Consider the following 22098-nt stretch of genomic DNA (forward strand, 5'->3'; position numbering starts at 1 on the left):
GTTGAGCTGATAGAAAGGGTAGATATGAGAAAAGCAATTGTATATGCATCGGTGCATCATGGAAATACAGAAAAAATAGTAAATAGTATAGCAGAAGAGTGTCAGGTTGATTTGATTGATGCAGTAAAACATTCAGATGCAGATTTGAGCAGTTATGATATGATCGGGTTTGCATCAGGAATCTATTTTTCAAAGTTTCATCAGTCAATATTGAAATTTGTGGAAAAGAATTTACCAGATGACAAAAAGGTCTTCCTGATCTGTACTTATGGTGGAAGTGCGAATTATAGATCCATAGAGCAGATTCTGGATAAAAAACATGCCAGCGTAGTAGGGAAATTTGGATGCAAAGGATATGATACATTTGGTCCCTTCAAACTGGTTGGAGGTATTGCAAAAGGACATCCAGATGATAAAGATATCCAAAATGCAGTGGAGTTTGTAAAAGACTTATAAACACGTAAAGAAGAAATAGAAATATAGGCAGGAATGTGAAATAATGCAGACAGATTACAATACTTGTGAAGGCCTTCGTGCAATACTTGAGAAAGAAACACCGATTCTTATAGCGCAGATTCGTGCGTTATACAGAGAATTAGATAAGAAATTTCATCTTCAGGGAGCAAAAGTGCCGATTACTTTTGGGTTTGATACGGACTCATTGGGGTCTTATAATCAAAATGGACACGGGCAGAAAGAACATTTTCATTTTTCGCTGTTTTTTATAGGATATGCCGTAAAGAATCCACTCAGTAAAGAAGACAGAATGGATCTTTACAAACACGAATATGCACATTATATGCGTTACAATATGCCTATTCCGAAACAGTATCAGTGGCAGCCTGGGATTCACGGAAGTGCATGGAAATATTGCTGTTCGTTGGTAGGCGCGGCACCAACGCCCCATTACAAAGCAGGTGAGGCACTAATGAATCACAATTATGAAAAAACTCTCAGGAATCCGATTCATGACAAAACTGTTACCATACGGGATCAGCACCGAAGAGAGCAGGAATACAAAAGAACGCAGAATGTGATTTTAAAATACAAAAAAGCTGCAGAACAATGAAGACTCAAGTTCTGCAGCTTCTTTTGTGTAAATATGATGTGTCTTTTGCGGTTGAGATACAGCTATAGATTTTCCGGTCTGCAAAATAACGGCAGAGGGGCAAGGGAAATCAGGTATGGCTTCCTTCGGTCAGGGAACAGCCATCCATCATGCGGATTCCGTTTATGGTATCCAGATAGGTGTCATACATTTCCTTCCATTCGTCAGAGGCATCCTCGGAGTACTGGCTGATGGTGGAAAGAAGATCGTATTTTTTGCCATCGACTGTTTCGATACGGCCGAGATAGCCCTGCCATACACTGTCCAGAGGCTGGTCTTCGCCATCGTAATATCTGGCTTCCAGGGTCAGCACAGGAACATCCTCATTGTAATAAGTCAGTTTATATCCACCATTTTCGGTTTCGGTCGTTTCATAATGGCAGAGATATTTCCAACGCTCCGGAGTAAGAACCTGGAAGTAATCCGTCATGGCCATATCTACAGACTCTGCGTAAATGAAATCTATGGATTTGATCAGCTCTGTAGCTTTCTTTTCAGCAGCTTTATCATAGGCGTCTGACGGAGTCAGGATAAAAAGTCCAAATGTATAATCGTCAGTCTGGCATACAAGCGCATCAACATTTTTTTCTTCTTCGTTGACTGCGGTTAAATATTGATATTTCGTAGCAGGATAAGATTCAAAGGTAAGATCCTTTTGAGTGATGATCTCACCCTTTACCGGATAGTATTCTGCCAGAAAACCCTTCAGGGAAGAATCCTCCAGAGAAGAATTAGCTACTTTTAAAGCAAAGGCAGTACTTTTTCCCTCATTTACGGAACGTTGCTCGAAATAACCTTCTTTTTCAGGCATGGATTCTCTGATCGTATCATCAGCAGTGAATCCAACCCGCATATGAAGTTCGCCACGCTTTTCTGATTTAGAGTATTCTTCTGAAGAATCCCCGGAGGAGGAAGCAGCTTCTGATTCGGAATATTCCTGAAGATTGCCGTAGTCATCAATATAGTATTTATCTCTGGAGCCAATATAAGTGGTTCCGGTAGCGTCCTCCAGCCACACACTGCCATCCTCATAATAATAATGAGGTTCAAAATAACCGTCCTGTTCGGTCCAGCCGGCATCGTTGCCTTCCATCAGTTCACCGGAATCCGGATCAGGGGCATAATTACCTTCGCCGATATATTCATCCTCGGAACCATTGCGGTACCAGTAATCTCCGTTTTCATCCTGCCAGATGTACTGACCATCATCAGTTGGAGGGTCAGAAGCGAGGGCTGGGATTGCAGATATGGAAAGAGCGATCAAGCCTGTTAAAAGAAATAAGATTTTTTTATGCATAGGCACCTCCTGATAAAAAGAACTTGTCTGTTAAGTATATTGTAACAGACAGATTCTGATATTCAGAAATGTGAAGAAAAAGAGACATTTACCGGCAGGTAAAAAGATATCCCTTACCATAAACCGAGACAATGTCATATTCATCGGTATCCTCGGCACCGATCTTGACACGAAGATTAAAGATATGCCGCCGTACTGTGCTGGTATCTGTTCCCGCACAGCTGCCCCATACTGCTTCATAGAGCTCCTTTGCAGAAAAAATCTTCTCCTGGTTTTCGGCAAGGAGACGCAGCAGGGAGAATTCGGTACGGGTAAGACCTGTGTCGGTATTATTGAGATATGCGTGACCGTCCGAAAGATCCAGCCGCAGGCTTCCGATGGTGATCTGGTGGGAAGCCTGAAATTTTTCTTTTATTTTTTCTTCTATTCGTTTCTGGCGTTCCAGAAGCATCTGGATCACGGCCAGAAATTCGTCAAAATTATAAGGTTTGGTGAGATAATAGTCGCCTCCCTGCTGAAGCCCTTCTACCTTATCGCGGATATCGCTTTTTCCTGTGAGAAAAAGAACAGGGTTCATGGTTTTTTCGCGGAAGTGGCGGCAGATATCCAAGCCGTTTCCGTCCGGAAGCATAATGTCCAGGATGAGAAGATCCGGCAGCTGTTCTTCAAGCTGATGACAGACTTCGGAGACTGTCTGTGCAGTGCGGACATCGTAGCCACGGCGCCGTAGCATCCGGCAGTTGGTATTCAGCACCTGTTCTTCATCCTCAACCATAAGGATAAGCGATTTCTTTTCATTCATTTATGATACCTCCTCCGGAAGTGAGAAGAACACCTGAGTTCCCTCGCCTTCTTTGCTTTTCAGCCATATTTTGCCGCCGTGGGCAGTGATGATCTGATGACAGACATAGAGGCCTATGCCGTGTCGCCAGTAATCTTTATCTGCGGAAACATAACCCTTAAGTGCGTTTTTTCGCATTTCTTCTGACATGCCGGTTCCGGTGTCGGAGACGCAGATGGTCTGCCAGCCCGGTTCACCTGTAAGGGAAATGGTGATGGTTCCGTTTTGGGTGTGACGCTCTGCATTGGAGATCAGATTGGTGATAACCTGGATCAGCCGTTCAGAGTCTGCAGAGATTTCCGGGAGGTCGGGTTGTATCGTAAGGACCAGCTGGTTATTCCCGGAACTTGGATGACTGCTGAAATCTTTTTCTACAGAATGTAAAAGTACTCCCAGATCTGATGGTACAAGGGAAAGGGCCAGCCGTCCCTGCTTAATGGAAACGGTATCCATCAAATCCAGCACGATCCGGTCGATCCGCATTACCGACTGTTCAATGGTACGGAGATTTTCCTGCATAAGAGAGAAATCCAGAGGTTCTTCCTCAAGGAGCTCGGATGTGTCGCGGGCGTGGAGGGAGATGGAACTCAGAGGATTTTTAATCTCGTGGGCAACGGTGGTCAGAAAGGTAGACTTGGCATTGTCAAGGGAGCGCAGCCGCCGGTTCTGTTCCTCCAGAAGGAGCTGCTGCTGGTTGTATTCCTTCAGATGAAAATAGAGAACAATGCCGCAGACAGTACTTACAGAGACAAATGCCAGAAGAATATCTGCCAGCCGATCTGCTTCCGTGGCAAAAGGAGTTACAAAGTGCGGAAAATGGTATGCGACCAGACACAGTCCTATATATAGGACAATCTCCAGCAGAGAAACGATCAGAGCCCGTCTTTTTTCCAGCATCAGCACGGTAAAAATAATGGCAAACACGAAGAAGGCCGGCATACCGCCATGATATCCGCCGCTGGTAAAAAACATCACCGGAAAAACAATCAGAAAAATTAGGACAATGGAGATCAGATAGCATCGCTGATATTTCCCACTGTAATAGGAATAAAGAAAAAGTCCTCCTGAGACTGCGACCAGCAATAGGTTGATCAGGACATTTCCAAAGGAACCAGTTCCGAGACTGAGAAAGGCCATAATCAGGCTGATCACAGTGCCTCCTAAAGCCAGGATATTAAACAGCCGGACACGAAAATCAAGGGTGAGACTGAATAATGAGTGAAAAAAATGATGTATTTCCTGCATTGAAAAATCCTCCGGTAAAAAGAAAACAATGGGAAAGTTTCTGAAGTTACTGTGATTTTATCACAAACAGAGTAAGAAAAACAGTCTGGTTATGTGAAATCGGAGGAGGCGTGAAATGTAATGGAAACTGGATTGGAAAAAATATGGAAAACTGGATAACCGTTAGAGTGAAGGATTAAGATGATTGTAAAACATGCACTTTGTAGGCTATGATTCCTGCCCGATATTTTGTATAATATTACCATAAAATATACGGCAGGAGGTAAGTGTTATGGCATTTTCACTTGACAGCAAAGTAAAGGATATCCTGAAAAATCCGGAAGCGGCAGCAGTTCTGGATAAGTACAGCCCTGACGCTTCAAAAAATCCACAGATGAAACTGGTTGGTGGTCTGACCTTACGGAAACTGGCATCTTTCCCGCAGTCGGCATTTTTGAAACCACATCTGGAAGAACTGGAAAAAGAGCTTCAGGCAATCGAATAATCTTCAAAAAAGAAGCAGTCTCCAATTTGGAGACTGTTTCTTTTTTTGAACTCAAATCTGGAAATATTTTTCTGTGTGAAGTAGATCACAAACTTTTTAGACATGGCATAGGCCAGACCAGCGCGGAAAAACTCACCTTTGACCATATTGACGGTTCCAATTGCATTGATGCGGATGATATTTTCTGTTGTTGTGTCGCTCGGTGAGACTCATATATATCCTCCCTTATTTTTTAGAAACATGTCCAGCCGCCGTCACATTTAAGTTCTTCACCGTTAACATAGCGGGACTGGTCGCTTGCGAGAAACAGGATTGCGTCAGCCAAGTCCTCCGGCATAGCAAGCTCACCGGAGAAGTTCAGCAGCATGCTGGTTCGGCCAAAGCCGAACTCGTCGGAAGGAGGCATGACCAGAGGAATGTCAGTTACGACACCACCGGGTGAAAGTGCATTACAGCGGATGCCTTCTTCCATGTACATGAATGCTGTGTTTTTTGTTGCTGCCAGCACAGCACCCTTGCTTGCACAGTAGGCAGCACCGGAAGTCTGGTGTGTTGCGCCGACGGAGCAGATGTTGACGATTACGCCACCGTTGCCCTGTGCAAGATACTGTCTGCATTCTTCACGCATTCCATACATGAGACCAAATGTGTTGATGCGGAATGTTTCCATAAGCATTGTGTCAGACATGTCCGCAATAGCGGTGTTGTCATCCATGATACCGGCATCGTTTACGGCGATATCCAGTTTTCCGAATGTCTCCACTGCTTTTTTTACCATGTTTACAGCAGTTGCCGGATCACCGACATCACCTGCATGCCAGATTATCTCGCCAGGTAGTTCGCTGCATTCTTCGGCCAGGTCTCTAAGACGATCTTCGCGGCGAGCAACCGCCACGACCTTGGCACCTTCACGGCAGAACAGTTCTGCTGTGGCACGGCCGATACCTGCAGATGCACCTGTTACGATACAGACTTTTCCATCTAATCTTCCCATAATGTCCTCCTTTCTCAGCAGAAAACTTTGTTTACCACGATGGCCGGAGAATCATTGCAGCCAACGGTCAGCTCCGCACCATCGGGTATGTCAGCGCGGACGGTGGCAAAACCAATGTTTTTGTCGACTGTATAGCCGTAGATTGTCTGTGCACAGCGGCCGACTTCCACACCGTACCAGTATACACGCTCCCAGATGGAGATATCTTCTGTTGATTCACGTGAAAATTCAAGACCGACCATACGATATTTCGGATGTTCTTTACGCGCCAGTGCTGCCTCTTTACCAATGAAATCTTTATCAGCGGCAACGGCCCATCCGAGTCCACACTCATATGGACTCAGGTGCTTAAAGTCCTGTTTGAGCGCGAAGCCTTTTTCCATTGGGATAGATCGGACATAGACTTCAAGAGTTTGAAGTTCACGTCCTCCGACAGCTTCGACAGCTTTCAGTGCTAAATTGTGAATTTCTGCACTCTTATCAAATGCAGAATAGATTTCATAGCCATTTTCACCGGTGAAGCCGGAACGGTGAATATAGACAGGAATATCGCCAATCTTACGCTCGCAGATGCCAAACCGTTTGAGTTCGTCAATCGGTTTATCTAACATGGCATTCATCGCATTGATACTATCAGGTCCCTGTATGGCATACATATCCCAGTCATAGGTGATGATTTTTGTCTGAATATCAGCTGTACCTTTGTGCTTCTCAATCCACGGTAGCAAACGTGGTCCATAGAGGTCGGAGACCCAGTACAGACCATCTGCCATGTGCATGACGATCACATCGTCAATGATTTCACCGTTTTCATCCAGCGATGCAGTGTATTTTGAACGTCCGACAGCAACTTTGGAAATGTTGCTGATATAAATCTTTTGAAGAACCTCCAGTGCGTCTTTGCCGGTAATCTCTACGATATCGTGTGTCCAGCGGTAAAATCCCACACCCTTACGTATAGCATCAGCGTCTGCACGTGCGACGTTATCTTCTCTAAATAGCATATTTTGTCCTCCTCCTTTACAGCATTCGCGAGTCTTCCTTGCGGATGACCTTGATGTACATTTCTTCTTCGTCACGATTTTCGATTACACAGGACCATTCCGTGCTGACCAGCGTTTTAGCTGCACCATTCCACTGTGCCTCGTAGGCATCTACCAGTTCATCCAGAGGTGCCATCTCATAACGGGCAGTAAAGTCCTCTGATTTGACTTTGATCCAGGTTTCATCCTTGGTCCAGCGAACCATCTCATAGGGGACCTGTTGTACGTCCAGCATATAGCGGATATATCCGCCGAGAATACGGCCGTCGTTCTCGTCCATATCATGAGGAATGCCCAGAAAACTCCGCAGACCTTCTTTTGCAAAGGGATCGATAAACTGATTTTTACCGGCAGTAGCAAAGATAATGCGGAATACTCGCATGAATTCATCTTCATCAGGCGCCATCTCTTTAATAGCCATCATTGGGAACTGGATAGACCATACCCAGCCCATTTGCGCAACCCAGTGATATGCTTTTTCCAGCGATGTTTCCTCGCCGAAGTTCTGTGTGTATTGACCATTACGCAGACACTGACCATCTTTGACCATGCGTTCTCGAGGCGTATCATGAATAGGATCTACAGGTTGCTGCATATGTTCCAGCCAATCCTGCTTCGGCAGTCCATAGACATCCCGTCGTTCTGCCACGACACGACAGTGCTTGTTACCACAGCCTCGTGCCTGGCACATATTCAGTGCCACTTCGTTTTCTGTTCCGTTGGAAGAAGCCAGATCGAAGTTTGCAGTGAACATACTGGTGGTCATATTGCACAGTTCGCTGCCCACAATATCCCAGGGACAGGTATCCAGCTCTTTTTCCACTCGATTTCGGGTAAACTGTATTACTCGACCGGCCATATTTTCCCATTCATCGCCGGAGTCACCGGTAATGCCACCAAGCCAGCTGGATTTTTCACAAAGCTCCGGGATGTTAAATGCTTCATAGAGAGCAGCATTAACATAGTTTTTCTGTTCATCGGGGCTTCCTGCAACTGCCATATTCATCATATTGGCAATATTGCAGATGGCTGCGGTGCGTTTTTCCCAGTTAGGTTCAAAAATGCGCATGACCTGAAAAAGATTGGCAGTCATAGCGGCAATTTGGCGATTCAGCTGTCGATAGGCTTCTTCCTCCGTAATTAGTCTGCCCCAGGCAGTTGAAAAGCATTTTTTCGTCTCCAGTTTTTCTTTTAGCATGGTATACCTCCTGTCTACTTTTGTTTTGATTTATTATAGTCAAAAAATACTGCACCGAACATTCTACAAAAAGATGGTTTTTATCTTCTTCTTTACATACAATTTGTATTCTAAAAAACCATACAATTTATATGGCCATTATTTGTGAATAATGCATATAAAACAGATGCCACCCATACAAAACGTATGGGTGATATCTTGACAGCTTTTTTTTGAAAAATTATAATATTTTTAGAATAATTTGGGAGGCTGGTTATGAAGTTATGCGCGGATATTCTTTATTGGAGGCTGAAAGAAGAACTGACAGGAGTTTTGTTTTATGGCAGGAAGAACAGTACACTGATCTTGAACCGACCGGAATTTTATCTGGATCGATCTCAGTCCTTTGAGGAAAATAGTGTCTATGTCTGTTCTGCAGATCATTTACCACAGACACCAGAGTTGGGAGAAAATGTCTGTCTGGTATGTTTGGGAGAACACTGGAATCTTAATGCCTACTATGAGCGGTGCAGCGTTATTCTTATACATGGCAGCCAGGACATTTTTCAAATATTCAATTTGGTGCAGGAAGTGTTCAATCAATATGATACCTGGGAGGAAAGGCTCTGGTTCATCCTGCGCCATGGTGCAGCTTTGTCTCAAATGCTGGATGCCAGTAGAGGCATCTTTGAAAATCCAATGCTGCTTATAGGCTCGGATTTTCGCTATCTGGGAGTGACGGAGGAAGAGTACCTGAAAAAACAATTGGGATTGCAATTGGACACGCAATCTTTCGATGTTGAGAAAATGGCAACATTTCTGTCTCTGCATGATATGTCCAACTATGTTCGCGAACCTCTGTTGCTGGAATTACAGGGAAGGCGTTCTCTCTCTGTAAATATTTTCGATCAGGAAGAATACTTAGGATGTCTGACTGTTTTTGAAGGATCTCGTCCATTCAGGTCCTCTGACAGGGCATTGGCAGTTTTCTTTTCCAAACTTCTGCGACAGGCTATTCAGCAGAATCCGATTTTGTCCAGTACCCGTACCGCTGTACGACGAGCCTTGCGCAGCGTCATTTCCGGGCAGCGTATTGATTTTGAATATCGTCGTGCTTTGAGTATGGAAAATGGAAAGCATGATTGGATCTGTATGAAGCTGATTCCGGAATCCAGCGGTAGTCATCTTTCAGGAACCTATCTTTCTGCTGCTTTGGAGGAGCGACATCCAGGATCATTTGCATTTGAATTTGAGGATGCTGTTGTAGAATTTCTGCCTGCTGATCAGGTTCAAAAGGAATCAATGGATTCGCTGACTTCCGTTTTGGAAAAACTTGGAGCCATTTGTGGTGTTTCCTCCTCATTTACCAATCTCTACGATGGAAATCATGCCTGGTTTCAGGCTTCTGCGGCGTTGCAGAACGGACTTTCTCAGGAAGATAATTCTATCATATTCTATTTTCAGGACTATTTGCTTCCGCAGCTTCTCAACAGTGCTCTGGCGGGACGGCCAAGCTGGGTTTATTATACGGAAGGCCTGAAACGCCTGAAGAAACATGATGACAGTTCACAGGTTTCTTATTTACATACTCTGAGGGTGTATTTGGACAATAATCTTTCTGTTACAAAAACTGCTGCGGCGCTTTATCTGCATCGTTCTACTCTGCTCGATCGGTTATCTCATATTACTGCCATGCTTGGCAGTGATCTGAGGGATCCGGACTATTGTCTGACACTTGGGATTATTCTTAGGGCCGAGTTGGAGCAACGACGAATAGAGAAAATTTATCTGAAATAACTTATCACATAAGACTGTAAAATGTCACATTAAAGATATAGATGATGTCTGGGATGCAACATGATAGAATGGTTAGAATAAAAAAATTGTAGGAATATAAAAACATGGAATTAAGACTATTACGCTATTTTTTGACAGTAGCAAAAGAACAGAGCTTTACAAAAGCAGCAGAACAATTGCATATTACCCAGCCAACGCTATCCAGACAAATGGCGGCATTTGAAGAGGAGCTTGGAGTAACATTATTTATTCGAAGCGGGAAGAAAATTTCGCTTACTGAAGAGGGGATTTTATTAAAAAGGCGTGCCCTGGAGATCCTTAATCTTGAGGAAAAAACACTTGAGGAACTGAAAGGAAAAGAAGATGTTGTAGAGGGAACTATAACCATTGGATGCGGTGAATTTGCAGCGGTGGAGACATTGGCGGAGATATGCAAAACATATAAAGAAAAATATCCACTGGTTCAGATTGTGTTGCATACTGCAACAGCAGATACAGTGTATGAGATGATGAACAAAGGACTTGTAGACATTGCATTATTCCTGGAGCCGGTGGACACGGAAGGGCTGGATTATATCTGGATTACGGATTCTTCTTTAAAATATCATCTTCAAAATGCAAAAAATCATGGTGTAACACAAAAAGAGATGGTATTTCCTATCGGTGCACCAAATGATGGGTTTGCACCGTATTTTCCGGCAGAAGTGAAACACTGGCATGGTGCCGCACCGGATGAATGGTTTTCTCATCTTGCTGTGAACGATAGCAACAGTGCTAACCAAATAGCTCACAGAACCCACCACGTCTCTTGGTGAGGGGAAGCGCGTTGGGGCTTTTGAAAGGATATTGATTACAGAGAATCCGTTGGGGTTCTCTTTTTTGTTCTTTGTAAAAAATAATTAATAGAAAGAAGAAACATTGTTTGATAAAAATAGTAAAATACAGGCGAAATACACAGCAAATCATACAAAAGTAGTATTTTTCTAAAAGAAAGCTGCGGCTATAATAAAACCATAAAAAAACATAGAAGGAGGTTGGCAAGTGAGCGATAATCCATTACTTAACCTGAATCCGGATGACTTGGCCGGTATGAGCCTTCAGAATCTGGAATCACTGGAGCAGGTTTTCAGTAAAGGTCTGATCGGAAAAACGCTGTTGTGATCGGAGGAGCTACAGGGCTTGCTTGTAATGAAACAGATTTACAAGCTGACAAATGATGGTATAATTCTATTATTGATCTGATAGAAAGGGGAGATATGAGAAAAGCAATTGTATATGCATCGGTGCATCATGGAAATACAGAAAAAATAGTAAATAGTATAGCAGAAACGTGTCGGGTCGATATTGAAAATAGAACAACAATCTACAAAAAAGAAAATGAAAAGAATCATTTTTATTTACTGTAATAAACTAATATGATGTAGGGAGAATAATATGGTTATAAATAAAGAATGTAAAAAATGTCAGATAAAACGAAATGTTGATAAATACCCTGATAATGTAACTAAAGAAGAAATAAAAAAATATCAATATGAAGTTAACGAAATCATAAGGAATAGTGATGGATTAACTACACCACAGATAGCAGAGAAAATGGACAACCTTCGTCGGGATATGTTTGGGAATTTAATGGACTATACGGAAATTAAAAAACATTATAATCAATTAATGTTGGAATGTCTTCCATATATGAAAAATAGAGTTAATATAGCTGAAGATCATTTGAAAATGGCAATACAGTATGCGATGGTTGGAAATTATATTGATTTTGGTGCATTAGAAAATGTGAATGAAATTAAGTTAAAAACTCAGCTGGATGAAGCAGTAAATATACATATAGATCCTAATCTGCTGACTGTTTTTCAGAAAGATATAGTCAATGCAAACAGGTTAGTTTATTTTACAGATAACTGCGGAGAAATTGTAACAGATAAGTTATTCATTTCAACTCTTCGAGATATTAATCCTGATTTGTATATATCTGTAATTGTAAGAGGAAAGCCGGTTCTAAATGATGCGACATTAGAGGATGCAAAATATATTCATATGGAAAATGTTGCGCAAAAGGTAATTGGAAACGGTACAGGAATGCCAGGTAACGTTATAGGAGCAATATCCCAGGAAGCAATGGAGGAGATCAAGAACGCTGATTTGCTGATTTCTAAAGGTCAGGGGAATTATGAAGGATTAAGTGGTTGCGGATTAAATATTTATTATTTTTTCCTATGCAAATGTGAAATGTTTATGAGACGTTTTGGCGTTGAACAATTTACGGGGATTATGACAAGAGAAGAAGTTATTAAATGATACAGGGTGATCAAGGTAGGGTAAAAATTCACTCAAGAAAATAATATATCATGGATTAACCGTTTTTCTAAAAGATGAGTCGGAGGTCACGGATAACAATGTGGCTTTCGGCTTTTTTGTTTTTGAACGTTAAAACGGTTATTTTTTTTCTTGTGTATAATAGAGTGTTAAAGTATAATAAAATCAGTTTTTTGCATAAGTTTAAAAGCTATAATCTATAATAAGGAAATCGGCAAACCAGATGAAAGTCTGGGACGCAAAGCTACAGGGCCTTTAAAATGGCAGCCAGTTGCATGAAATGAGGTGCACTGTCTGTCTGACGGTGCTTTTTTACGGTGTTATTTCATAGACGTAACAATAATGATTTTGTCAGGAAAGAATGAGGAAAATAAGAGTATGAAAAAGGCAAAACGTTGTCTGATAGCAGTGGTGTCAGGTATACTTGCAACAACTGCTGTTTTGTCTGGATGTGGACAGTCAAAGAAAGAAATATCTAAAAACGATGATCATCTTACCGTTTATCTGTGGGAAAATCGTTTGATGAAAAATATTGCACCTTATATCCATGAACAGTTTCCTGATCAGGATATTGAATTTATTATTGGTAACAATGATACCGATTTATACAGTTATTTTAAAGAACATGATGAATTACCGGATATCATAACAGTACGTCGATTCTCCGGAACAGATGCACAGGACTTACAGCCTTATCTTATGGATTTTGCTTCTTATGATGTTGTTTCTAAGTATTATTCTTATGCGGTGCAATATTATAAGAATGAGGAGGATGAAATCCAGTGGCTGCCAATCTGTGGTATTCCGCAGACGATCATTGCCAACAAAACACTATTTGATCAGTATGGCGTAAAGATTCCAGAAAATTATGAGGAATATGTACAGGCCTGTCAGCAGTTTTATGATAATGGCATAAAACCGTATTCCATGGATCTTGGGGAAGACTGGTCTAATAATGAAATCATCCAGGCGGCGGCAATCGGTGAGTTTACAAGCCTGGATGGTATTGAATGGCGAAACGGTGCAGAGACTGCAGCGGATGAAGTGAAGTTTGATGATGTATTATGGAAACGTATTTTTTCAGAAACCAGTCAGTTTCTTAAGGACTCGCATTTTGGCAAAGAAGATATCAATATTGACGTCGATACAGGAATCCAGATGTTTGTCGAGGGAAAATCAGCAATGTTTCATGGACATCCGACGGTTATGCAGCAGGTGCAGAAACAGATGGATGCGGAGCTGATCCGTATTCCTTACTTTTCACAGACATCGGATGAATCCTATGTGTACATGACTCCGTCCTTAAACATTGCATTTAACAAAAATCTGGAAAAAGACCGGGAGAAACTGGATACTGCACTGGATGTGCTGGATTGTATGATTTCAGAAGAGGGGCAAAAGCTGATTGCGGATGGAAGCGGTGTTATTTCATTGAATACAGATGTTCCAACCATGATGCAGGATGTGCCAGGACTGAAAGAGGAAATTAATAATAATGCTGTTTATATCCGGTATTCCGCTCAAAAATCATTTGATGCAAGTCTTGAGGCTGTTCACGGATTACTGACAGGGGAAATGGATGAAACACAGGCTTATGATACTTTTCGCAGTGTAATGAATCGTAAAGATCCAGAAGAAAAAGCAATGGTGAATTTTGAAAATGAATATTCCATTTCACTGAACGATAGAAATGGCCGTGATGCAGCATCTTCCATTTTAACTACGATCAGAGAAGAAAATGATGCACAGCTGGCGCTGGCACCATATTATTATTTTACTTCTTCTATGTACAAAGGAGAATGCACCAATAGCCGGGTTGGCATGATGACAGCGAAGAGTTCAGATACAGTATTATATTTTGCAAAAATTAATGGTAAACAGGTTTATGAACTCGTGGAAAATTATCTCGCCGAAGCTGATGAGAATTTTTATGTAACAAATAAATACGAATTACCAATTGCATCCGGTATGAAAATGATCGTCAATCAAGAGGAAAGTGGATTTTCATTAAAGGACTTGACAGTTAATGATAAGAAAATAGACAAAGAAAAGGAATACTCTATTCTTCTTACAGACACCACAATGTCTGTTTTGAAAAAAATAAATCCGAAATGTGAGATTGAGCAGCTTAAAGATACAACATTATCAAGTGCATGGATCGAAGCAATGTCAAAAGGACAGCAGCCGTCAGCACCGGAAGACTATATAGAGGTTGAACAGTAAAAGTGGAGGTAGAACAAACGGTAAATAAAAGAAAAAAAATAACAAGGCTGTTGCTTATACTACTTATTATTCTTTTAAGCTTAGTTTGTATAAAGTATCTTATAAGTAAGTCTGGCAAGTATATCAGCGAAAATGGAAAAAGCAGTATGGAAGCTGTTGTTGAACAGATACAGCAGACCTATGATCTTCAAGTGAGTGGATACTACAACCAGCTGCAGTTGGTTGAGGAATTTTTACTTCATGAGAGGGAGCTGTCTCTTGAAACGGATGTGAACAAAAGTTTCTTTGAAGCATGGGAAAAAGAATCGGAAAGTACACTTATATTCCTTCAGGAAAATGGTCAGGCAATATCAGCAGGTGGAACAAAAATGCGGATTGATATGCCAAGTAAACTTCTGCTGGACTTAAAGAACGGATACAATATTGGAAAACTGGTGCGTCTTGATTATGATCAGAAGAAAAAAGACGGTTATCTGGTTGCGATCCCATGTCAGGAATATACCATCAATGGGGAAACTTATACGGCAATTGGAACTGTGTATGATCATTCGAAACTGGATTCCATGTTAAAATTGAAAGGTTATCATGGGAAAGCATATTTGTTCATGCTGGATAATGACGGAAATATTACGTATACGAACCAGAGTGGAGATAAATACCTGCGTAATTATTCTTTGTTAAAACATTTAAAAGGGGAACAGGCTATTACAGAAGAAGAGGCTGATTTGTTCAAAAAGAAGTTTGATAACAGAGAATCCGGAGTTGTATTTTTGGGAAAACAGAATCCCTATTATCTGGGGTATTGCCCGATAGAAAGCAACAACACCATTTTGGTATGCATTGTGGCAAGGGGAGTTGTTGACAATGTGCTGACGGATTACCAGAAAACGGTGTTGTTTACAACAATACTCATGGCAGGTTTTATACTTTTACTTTTTACCGGATTATTCTACAGTATTTCCAGACTCAGTCTTGCAGATCAAAAAGCAGAATATGAAAAAAGAAATAATGAACTTCATTTACAAACAATGAAGGAAATGGAAGTAGTCAATCAAAAACTGAAAAAGGCAAAGAACGTTGCAACAGAGGCTTTACAGACAGCTGAAAATGCAAATAAGGCGAAAACGGATTTCCTGTCTAATATGTCACATGATATTCGCACACCTATGAATGCAATCATTGGTATCACATCTTTGATCAGACATGATGCAGGTAATAAAGCAAAAGTTATAGAGTATGCAGAAAAAATAGACATTTCATCACAGCATCTGTTGGGAATTATCAATGACGTTCTGGATATGAGCAAGATTGAAGCAGGAAAAACAGTCTTCAAGTATTCTGACTTTTCTATTCTGGATTTTATGCAGGAACTTGACATTATATTTCATTCTCAAATATATGAAAAGCATCAGACCTTTACAATCATAAAAGAAAATATTCAGCATGAGTGGGTGAATGGGGATCAGGTTCATTTGATGCAGATTTTCAGTAATCTGCTGTCTAATGCCATAAAATATACGCAGGAGGGTGGAAAAATTCAGCTTCTGGTAGAAGAATGTGAGACAAAGTCATCTGTCTATGCAAAGTACCGTTTCTTAGTCAGCGATAATGGTATGGGAATGTCGGCAGATTTCAAGGATACAATTTTTGATGCGTTTACCCGTGCGGAAAGTTCCCTTACAAATAAAATACAGGGAACCGGACTTGGAATGGCGATTACTAAGAATCTGGTTGAGGCAATGGGAGGTACTATTGATGTGGAGAGTGAATTGGGACAGGGAAGCTGTTTTGAGGTTCTCTTGGATCTGAAAATTGCAGAGGATAGAACGGTTGCTCTGGCGGCACAAGAAGAAACAGATGAGCAGGATGGAAATATTCTGCAGGGAATGAAATTCCTGTGTGCAGAGGATAATGAGTTGAACGCAGAGATCCTGACGGAACTGTTAAAGATTGAAGGTGCGGAATGTACCATCTGTGAAAATGGCGAAGAGATTTTGAAAGCATTTGAGCAGTCTGCTCCAGGTGATTATGACATGATCCTGATGGATGTGCAGATGCCTGTTATGAATGGTTATGAGGCAACGAAGGCAATCCGCAGAAGCTCCCATGAACTGGCAAAGACGATTCCGATCATTGCCATGACTGCGAATGCATTTTCAGAAGATATTCAGCATTCTTTTGCTGCTGGCATGAATGCACATGTTTCAAAACCGGTTGAGATGAAGATGCTGGAAAAGACGATCAGAAGCATAAAATCTGGTGGGGGGGGTACCGAACCGCAGGTCACTGAACAGTGACAAATGGATTTGATGCGGCAGTGCAATTTTATTAAACCAGGAGATTACAAGGAGATGTATAGAGAAATATGTTTGACAGACAGGAGATTTAAAATATGATTTCGAGAGCTAAGAAATATGTGGCAGTGTTACTGGCTTTTGTATGCGTGTGTATGATATTTTCTCCCCAGACTGCATATGCAGCCGAGGACAGTTCGCAGCATGAAACTGTCAAAGTCGGTTTCTTTGCCATGGATGGTTATCATGTGATGGATGAAGAAGGCAACCGCAGTGGGTATGGCTATGATTTTCTTCGGCTGATGGCCCGTTATTGGGATGTAGATTACGAATATGTCGGATATGATAAGAGCTGGGATGATATGCAGCAGATGCTTGAAGATGGCGAGATTGATATGGTAACATCTCCCCGCAAAACACCGGAAAGAGAAGAAAAGTTTGATTTTTCACGTCCGATCGGAACCAATAATGGGATTCTGACCGTCCGCAGTGACAACAGCACGATTGTGGATGGCAATTACATACAGTACTTACAACGGTATGCGTGTGGCATTTTTGAATGGAAGCTCCGAGATAAAGAGTTTTGCGGATTTTGCAGGCAACAAAGGATTTACATATGATCCATTTTATTTTGATACGACAGCAGAGATGGAGGAAGCTCTTCAGAGCGGAAATGTTGATGCTATTGCTGCTAGTTCTCTGAGAAAAACAAACAATGAGCGTATCGTGGATAAATTTGACAGCAGCGATTTCTATGTCATGGTTAAAAAAGGTAATACAGAATTGCTGAATGAGATCAATTATGCAATCGACCAGATGAATGCAGTTGAGGGTGACTGGAAAACGACACTTTATAATAAAAATTATGAAAGCATAGAAACTAAGAATCTGGAATATACGGAGAAAGAAAAAAGTATTATTTCACAGTATTCCAAGGACAACCCGCTTCATGTTCTGTGTGATCCGACCCGTTATCCATATTCTTATAATGAAAATGGTGAGATGAAGGGTATTATCCCGGATTACTTCCGGAAAATTGCAGACTATGCCGGGATTTCCTATGAGTTTCTTACACCTGCCACCAGAGATGAGTATATTGCTTATCAGAAAAATAAGGAAACCACAGATATGAGCATCGATGCGCGCCTGGAAACAGATAACTATGCTGAGACGAAAAAATGGGGGATTACTGCACCCTTCATTATGATGCAGCTGGCAAGGGTGACACGGCGTGACTTTGATGGAAAAATTAATGTTGTTACTACTGTTGACCAGACAGTATCAAATTCAATTGAAGATGCAATGGCACCCGGTGCAGAAAAACTGATGTGCAGTACCCGACAGGAAATGATGGAAGCTGTCCGTGAGGGTAAAGCAGATGCTGCCTTCGTCTACTATTACATGGCACAGGCGTTTGTGAACAGTGACACTACGGGCACCATGACATATACTCTGCTGGAACAGCCTACATTCACCTACCGCATGGTAATTTCATCAACTGAGAACCATGCGCTGGCTGGTATTCTGACGAAAGCAATGTATGCCATGCCCAAAAATCTTGTTGAAGATCTTGCAGCACAGTATACCACATACAAAGCAACAGAGCTGACATTTGTTGACTGGATCCGTCTGCATCCTGTTGTTACTGTTTGGGTTCTTCTTATTTTTGGATGGCTGCTGACTATTATGGCTGTGACAATGGTGCGTCTCAGTGCAAGAAAAAAAGCTCAGAAGGCGGCCCAGGAGAAAGCTGAGAAAATGGCGGAACTGGCAGAGCATGCACAGGCTGCAAACAAGGCAAAAACAGCATTTCTGTCACATATGTCCCATGATATGAGGACACCGATGAATGCAATCATAGGATTTACCGGTATTGCAATGAAAAACAATCCGTCAGACGAAGTGAAAAATTGTCTGGAAAAGATTGACGAAAGCTCAGAGCATTTACTGTCGCTGATCAATGATGTATTAGATCTGACCCGCATCGAAAGTGGAAAAGTGAAATACAATCCGGTACCGGTGGATGTGAAAAACATTACAGATTCTGCATTGGATATTACAAAAGGTTTTCTTACGAACAGGGATATCAACTTTAAGATTCAGCGTGAAGAAGCAAAGATTCCAAATGTACTTGCGGATTCTGCACGCCTGCGTGATGTGCTGGTCAATATTCTGAGCAATGCCGTGAAATTCACTCCGGATGGAGGGACGATTACATTTGAAGCCCGGTGTCAGGAAAAGGGCGGGGATGGATATATAAATATGCGTTACCGCATTTCGGATACTGGTATTGGCATGAGTGAGGAATTTACAAAAGAAGTTTTTGAGGAATTTGCACAGGAAGATTCCGGTGTGAGAACGCAGTACCATGGAGTTGGACTGGGGATGGCTATCGTAAAGAAGTATGTAGATATGATGGGTGGGACCATTTCCGTGCAGAGTAAAAAGCATGAGGGAACCACATTTACTGTGGATATTCCTTTGGAAATTACAGATAAGGAATGTAATAAGTCAGACACAGGTATTTCTGAAAAGGTGAATCTTACAGGTGTGAATGTCCTTCTTGCAGAGGATAATGAACTGAATGCAGAGATTGCTGCCGTGCAGTTGGAAGAGTTCGGGATGAATGTAGAAAGAGCTGTGGATGGAAAGAATGCTGTTGAGATTTTCAGAAATCATCCGGAAGGCACATTTGATGTAATCCTGATGGATATCATGATGCCTGAAATGAATGGTTATGAAGCAGCAAAAGCAATCAGGGCAATGAATGACAGACCGGATGGAAAAAACATTCCTATTATAGCAATGACAGCTAATTCATTTGCAGAAGATGTTCAGGCATCACTGGATGCAGGAATGAACGCACATTTGTCAAAGCCGATTGTGATTGATGAAGTTATAAAAACGATTATAAGGTATGTATATAATTGATTAGCAGAGGTTCATGAATTAGTGGAATACAATTGACAGGAGGACTAAAATATGACAATGCGAGAGTGCTTGGAAGATCATAAAAAACGAGTGGATAAAGGAAAGAAAAATATGGATAAAAAACAAAAATACTGATTGTAGATGATGCTTTTAGATATGCAACAGCTACATTTTCATCATTTACACATGAACCGGAAGTAGTGAAGTTCTAAGGATAAGATAAGATGGCGAAAAGTAAAAAGAAAAAAATACATAAAAAGATAGATGGTCAGCTTTTATAAAAGTATTGTTGATCAGGACAGAGCATCCATTGTTATATGCAATCTTAATCATGAGATTATTTACATGAATCCGGCAGCTGTTATCAGTTATGCGAAGCGAGGTGGCGATAAACTAGTTGGAAGAAGTTTGTTAGATTGTCATAATCCGGAATCAAGAGATAAAATACAGCAGGTAGTGGACTGGTTTGCAGTAGATGAAAGTCATAATATCGTTTATACTTTTCACAACGAGAAACAGAATAAAGATGTTTATATGGTGGCACTCAGAGATGATGGGAAGTTGATAGGATATTATGAGAAGCATGAATATCGAAATACAGAGACTATGAAACAATACGATTTGTGGTGATGACATGACGAAGGATGAATGGTACAAGCAGTTATTTGAACGACTGGATAATTCCAAGTTTCGAAGCAGTTTCCATCTGAAGCAGAAGGATATTGATTACATAAACGAAAAAGGACTGGATACAATCAGACAACATGCAAAGGAGTTTATCGCAAAGAGAGAAGCTCCGGCGTATATAGCAAATGATGGCAAGCAGACACCAATGCGTGGGCATCCGGTATTTATTGCCCAGCATGCAACGGCAACATGTTGCAGAGATTGCATTCGGAAGTGGCATAAAATGCAACCGGGAAAGAAACTAAGCCAAGTGCAGCAGGAATATCTTGTAGATATAATTATGACATGGATTCAAAAAGAAATGGAGAGGAACTAGTGCAAATATTTGTTGATGCAGATGCCTGCCCTGTAGTTGCAATGGCATTGAGAAAAGGTGCTTATGCTATTCATCAATCAGGTAAATGGTACACGAATGATAAAAATGTGAAACAGGGTCTTCAGCTTTTTCTGCAAGTCCTGTTTTTCCGGAGGGCAGCAGCCTGTTCTGATTCAAGATTTTCTATCTGATTCTGGATTTTATTAGAGCTTGGGATTTTGGTAATACTGAGATCCTGAAGCTCTTTTTTTAATGAATCGTGGAGCTGGTATTCTGCCTGATGCTTGGTTCAGTAAGCTTTTGGATTTTTTGCAGATTTGCAATCTTCTATCACTTTACGGCAGAGCCGGTAAGAATCGCAGTGTTTCTGAATGACTTTCTGCGTGCTCAGATCACTGTTGATGTGTGCTGCTCTCTGATCAATGAGGCCTTCCGTTAATCGGTCAATGGGTATATACTCATATTAACCGAACTGGTCAACGGAGGTGATTTATAAATGATAAATTTTTCGCTTTGTCGGAAGAAAAACAATCACAAGTATTGAATGTCGCCCATACGACATTGGAAATGGTTTATAGGAAGGGGAACAGAAAATTACATTAGTGTTTTTACCGGGACTTACGGCAGACCACCGGCTTTTTGAGAAGCAGACAGAATATTTTGAGAATAAACAGAATGTGTTTGTATGGGATGCACCATCACATGCATTATCCAGACCATTTACGAATAATTACAGTTTATCAGACATGGCAGAATGGCTTTATGAAATCCTGGCAAAAGAAGAAATTTATAATCCGATCATTATCGGTCAGTCTATGGGCGGATATCTGGCTCAAATGTATATGGAATTATATCCGGATAAGATAAAAGGCTTTATCTCCATTGATTCGGCACCGCTTCAAAAGTCTTATATGACTGCGATGGAAATATGGCTTCTTGAAAGAGCAGAGCCATTATATAAGATATATCCATGGAAAGCACTTCTTAGGGCTGGTTCAAGAGGGGGTGCAGAGACGGATTATGGTCAGAATCTTATGCGGAAGATGATGATGTCCTATAATCCAGATCATAAAGAATATGCAAGGCTTGTCGCTGATAGAGAAAAAGCAAAAGACATTTTAAAAAGAGTAAATTATTATCGCTTTACGGGTTATGCTTTGCAATTCAGACAAGAGCCTTCTGGTAGTGACTATATTGAAAAAGCAGAAGTATATTATAGGACACAGATAGTATATGGATTTTCAATAGCCAAATGTATAGAAGCTCCGCATGATTAGCATTACGATGAAAATAATTTCTATAACAAAAAGGGTTACAAGGAAGTTATGGAAAATTT

Annotated in this window: 19 protein-coding genes, 1 pseudogene and 1 riboswitch; of the genes and pseudogenes, 14 read left to right on the top strand and 6 right to left on the bottom strand. The window is 41.2% G+C overall.

From position 1 onward, the window contains the following. Positions 1-24: 24 nt before the first annotated feature. Both DWW86_RS04570 and DWW86_RS04575 read left to right on the top strand, forming a co-directional pair. Complete coding sequence (locus DWW86_RS04570) at positions 25-456, top strand: flavodoxin family protein (RefSeq protein WP_117942425.1); 432 nt, start codon at positions 25-27, stop codon at positions 454-456. A 43-nt stretch (positions 457-499) separates the two neighbouring features. Then, positions 500-1069 (top strand): hypothetical protein, encoded by a 570-nt coding sequence (locus DWW86_RS04575; protein ID WP_015541190.1) that lies wholly within the window; start codon positions 500-502, stop codon positions 1067-1069. 109 nt (positions 1070-1178) lie between these two features. Here the strand turns inward: DWW86_RS04575 and DWW86_RS04580 are convergent, their stop codons facing one another. From DWW86_RS04580 to DWW86_RS04590, 3 genes are all read right to left on the bottom strand, one after another. Then, positions 1179-2405: a hypothetical protein gene (locus tag DWW86_RS04580; RefSeq protein ID WP_015541191.1), complete on the bottom strand. Its 1227-nt coding sequence runs from the start codon at positions 2403-2405 to the stop codon at positions 1179-1181. An 88-nt stretch (positions 2406-2493) separates the two neighbouring features. Then, a complete protein-coding gene (locus tag DWW86_RS04585; protein ID WP_015541192.1) occupies positions 2494-3207 on the bottom strand; it encodes a response regulator transcription factor in 714 nt (237 codons plus the stop codon). After that, complete coding sequence (locus DWW86_RS04590; protein WP_243023288.1) at positions 3208-4398, bottom strand: sensor histidine kinase; 1191 nt, start codon at positions 4396-4398, stop codon at positions 3208-3210. 364 nt (positions 4399-4762) lie between these two features. Between DWW86_RS04590 and DWW86_RS04595 the strand changes: the two genes are divergently transcribed. Then, a complete protein-coding gene (locus DWW86_RS04595; RefSeq protein ID WP_005426717.1) occupies positions 4763-4975 on the top strand; it encodes a hypothetical protein in 213 nt (70 codons plus the stop codon). 232 nt (positions 4976-5207) lie between these two features. On the opposite strand, the gene DWW86_RS04600 is transcribed toward DWW86_RS04595, so the two are convergent. From DWW86_RS04600 to DWW86_RS04610, 3 genes are read right to left on the bottom strand one after another with little or no spacing between them, the layout of a single operon-like run. Further along, on the bottom strand, positions 5208-5969 hold the full coding sequence (locus tag DWW86_RS04600; RefSeq protein ID WP_015541195.1) for an SDR family NAD(P)-dependent oxidoreductase: 762 nt from the start codon (positions 5967-5969) through the stop codon (positions 5208-5210). Positions 5970-5983: 14 nt separating this feature from the next. Beyond that, positions 5984-6973 carry a glycine cleavage T C-terminal barrel domain-containing protein gene (locus DWW86_RS04605; protein WP_005426712.1) on the bottom strand — a complete coding sequence of 330 codons (990 nt, stop codon included), beginning with the start codon at positions 6971-6973 and terminating at the stop codon, positions 5984-5986. A gap of 16 nt (positions 6974-6989) precedes the next feature. Then, a complete protein-coding gene (locus DWW86_RS04610) occupies positions 6990-8210 on the bottom strand; it encodes a hypothetical protein (protein WP_005426710.1) in 1221 nt (406 codons plus the stop codon). A 255-nt stretch (positions 8211-8465) separates the two neighbouring features. Between DWW86_RS04610 and DWW86_RS04615 the strand changes: the two genes are divergently transcribed. The 11 genes and pseudogenes from DWW86_RS04615 to DWW86_RS04660 all read left to right on the top strand — a co-directional run bounded on the left by DWW86_RS04615 (position 8466) and on the right by DWW86_RS04660 (position 22039). Next, on the top strand, positions 8466-9986 hold the full coding sequence (locus DWW86_RS04615; protein WP_015541196.1) for a PucR family transcriptional regulator: 1521 nt from the start codon (positions 8466-8468) through the stop codon (positions 9984-9986). A gap of 104 nt (positions 9987-10090) precedes the next feature. Continuing rightward, positions 10091-10576 (top strand): annotated as a pseudogene (locus DWW86_RS04620) (LysR family transcriptional regulator); the annotation flags it as partial. A gap of 844 nt (positions 10577-11420) precedes the next feature. Next, positions 11421-12293, top strand: coding sequence for a damage-control phosphatase ARMT1 family protein (locus DWW86_RS04625; RefSeq protein WP_072523180.1), 873 nt, complete (start codon positions 11421-11423; stop codon positions 12291-12293). A gap of 221 nt (positions 12294-12514) precedes the next feature. Further along, a riboswitch (cyclic di-GMP riboswitch) is annotated at positions 12515-12590 on the top strand. Between the two features lie 99 nt (positions 12591-12689). Then, positions 12690-14534 carry an ABC transporter substrate-binding protein gene (locus DWW86_RS04630; protein ID WP_072523181.1) on the top strand — a complete coding sequence of 615 codons (1845 nt, stop codon included), beginning with the start codon at positions 12690-12692 and terminating at the stop codon, positions 14532-14534. A 146-nt stretch (positions 14535-14680) separates the two neighbouring features. Continuing rightward, entirely contained in the window at positions 14681-16831 is a 2151-nt protein-coding gene (locus DWW86_RS04635) for an ATP-binding protein (protein WP_117942426.1), read from the top strand. A gap of 95 nt (positions 16832-16926) precedes the next feature. Further along, a complete protein-coding gene (locus DWW86_RS17285) occupies positions 16927-17448 on the top strand; it encodes a transporter substrate-binding domain-containing protein (protein WP_286187637.1) in 522 nt (173 codons plus the stop codon). Further along, on the top strand, positions 17339-19759 hold the full coding sequence (locus DWW86_RS04640; protein WP_286187638.1) for an ATP-binding protein: 2421 nt from the start codon (positions 17339-17341) through the stop codon (positions 19757-19759). The genes DWW86_RS17285 and DWW86_RS04640 overlap by 110 nt, the downstream gene beginning before the upstream one ends. Before the next feature lie 264 nt (positions 19760-20023). After that, entirely contained in the window at positions 20024-20389 is a 366-nt protein-coding gene (locus tag DWW86_RS04645) for a PAS domain-containing protein (RefSeq protein WP_117942427.1), read from the top strand. Between the two features lie 4 nt (positions 20390-20393). After that, entirely contained in the window at positions 20394-20762 is a 369-nt protein-coding gene (locus tag DWW86_RS04650) for a DUF4186 domain-containing protein (protein ID WP_072523184.1), read from the top strand. Beyond that, positions 20762-20953, top strand: coding sequence for a hypothetical protein (locus DWW86_RS17095; RefSeq protein WP_181985312.1), 192 nt, complete (start codon positions 20762-20764; stop codon positions 20951-20953). The genes DWW86_RS04650 and DWW86_RS17095 overlap by 1 nt, the downstream gene beginning before the upstream one ends. Before the next feature lie 402 nt (positions 20954-21355). Beyond that, positions 21356-22039 carry an alpha/beta fold hydrolase gene (locus DWW86_RS04660; protein ID WP_353652673.1) on the top strand — a complete coding sequence of 228 codons (684 nt, stop codon included), beginning with the start codon at positions 21356-21358 and terminating at the stop codon, positions 22037-22039. Positions 22040-22098 lie beyond the last annotated feature (59 nt).

Source organism: Ruminococcus sp. AF17-22AC, from assembly GCF_003460065.1.
GTDB lineage: Bacteria > Bacillota > Clostridia > Lachnospirales > Lachnospiraceae > Blautia_A.

Excerpts from the sequence above, each read along its gene's own strand:
- DWW86_RS04570 (WP_117942425.1), top strand. The coding sequence starts at position 25 with ATGAGAAAAGCAATTGTATATGCATCGGTGCATCATGGAAATACAGAA.
- DWW86_RS04575 (WP_015541190.1), top strand. The coding sequence starts at position 500 with ATGCAGACAGATTACAATACTTGTGAAGGCCTTCGTGCAATACTTGAG.
- DWW86_RS04580 (WP_015541191.1), bottom strand. The coding sequence starts at position 2,405 with ATGCATAAAAAAATCTTATTTCTTTTAACAGGCTTGATCGCTCTTTCC.
- DWW86_RS04585 (WP_015541192.1), bottom strand. The coding sequence starts at position 3,207 with ATGAATGAAAAGAAATCGCTTATCCTTATGGTTGAGGATGAAGAACAG.
- DWW86_RS04595 (WP_005426717.1), top strand. The coding sequence starts at position 4,763 with ATGGCATTTTCACTTGACAGCAAAGTAAAGGATATCCTGAAAAATCCG.
- DWW86_RS04600 (WP_015541195.1), bottom strand. The coding sequence starts at position 5,969 with ATGGGAAGATTAGATGGAAAAGTCTGTATCGTAACAGGTGCATCTGCA.
- DWW86_RS04605 (WP_005426712.1), bottom strand. The coding sequence starts at position 6,973 with ATGCTATTTAGAGAAGATAACGTCGCACGTGCAGACGCTGATGCTATA.
- DWW86_RS04610 (WP_005426710.1), bottom strand. The coding sequence starts at position 8,210 with ATGCTAAAAGAAAAACTGGAGACGAAAAAATGCTTTTCAACTGCCTGG.
- DWW86_RS04615 (WP_015541196.1), top strand. The coding sequence starts at position 8,466 with ATGAAGTTATGCGCGGATATTCTTTATTGGAGGCTGAAAGAAGAACTG.
- DWW86_RS04625 (WP_072523180.1), top strand. The coding sequence starts at position 11,421 with ATGGTTATAAATAAAGAATGTAAAAAATGTCAGATAAAACGAAATGTT.
- DWW86_RS04630 (WP_072523181.1), top strand. The coding sequence starts at position 12,690 with ATGAAAAAGGCAAAACGTTGTCTGATAGCAGTGGTGTCAGGTATACTT.
- DWW86_RS04635 (WP_117942426.1), top strand. The coding sequence starts at position 14,681 with ATGGAAGCTGTTGTTGAACAGATACAGCAGACCTATGATCTTCAAGTG.
- DWW86_RS17285 (WP_286187637.1), top strand. The coding sequence starts at position 16,927 with ATGATTTCGAGAGCTAAGAAATATGTGGCAGTGTTACTGGCTTTTGTA.
- DWW86_RS04640 (WP_286187638.1), top strand. The coding sequence starts at position 17,339 with ATGGCAATTACATACAGTACTTACAACGGTATGCGTGTGGCATTTTTG.
- DWW86_RS04645 (WP_117942427.1), top strand. The coding sequence starts at position 20,024 with ATGGTCAGCTTTTATAAAAGTATTGTTGATCAGGACAGAGCATCCATT.
- DWW86_RS04650 (WP_072523184.1), top strand. The coding sequence starts at position 20,394 with ATGACGAAGGATGAATGGTACAAGCAGTTATTTGAACGACTGGATAAT.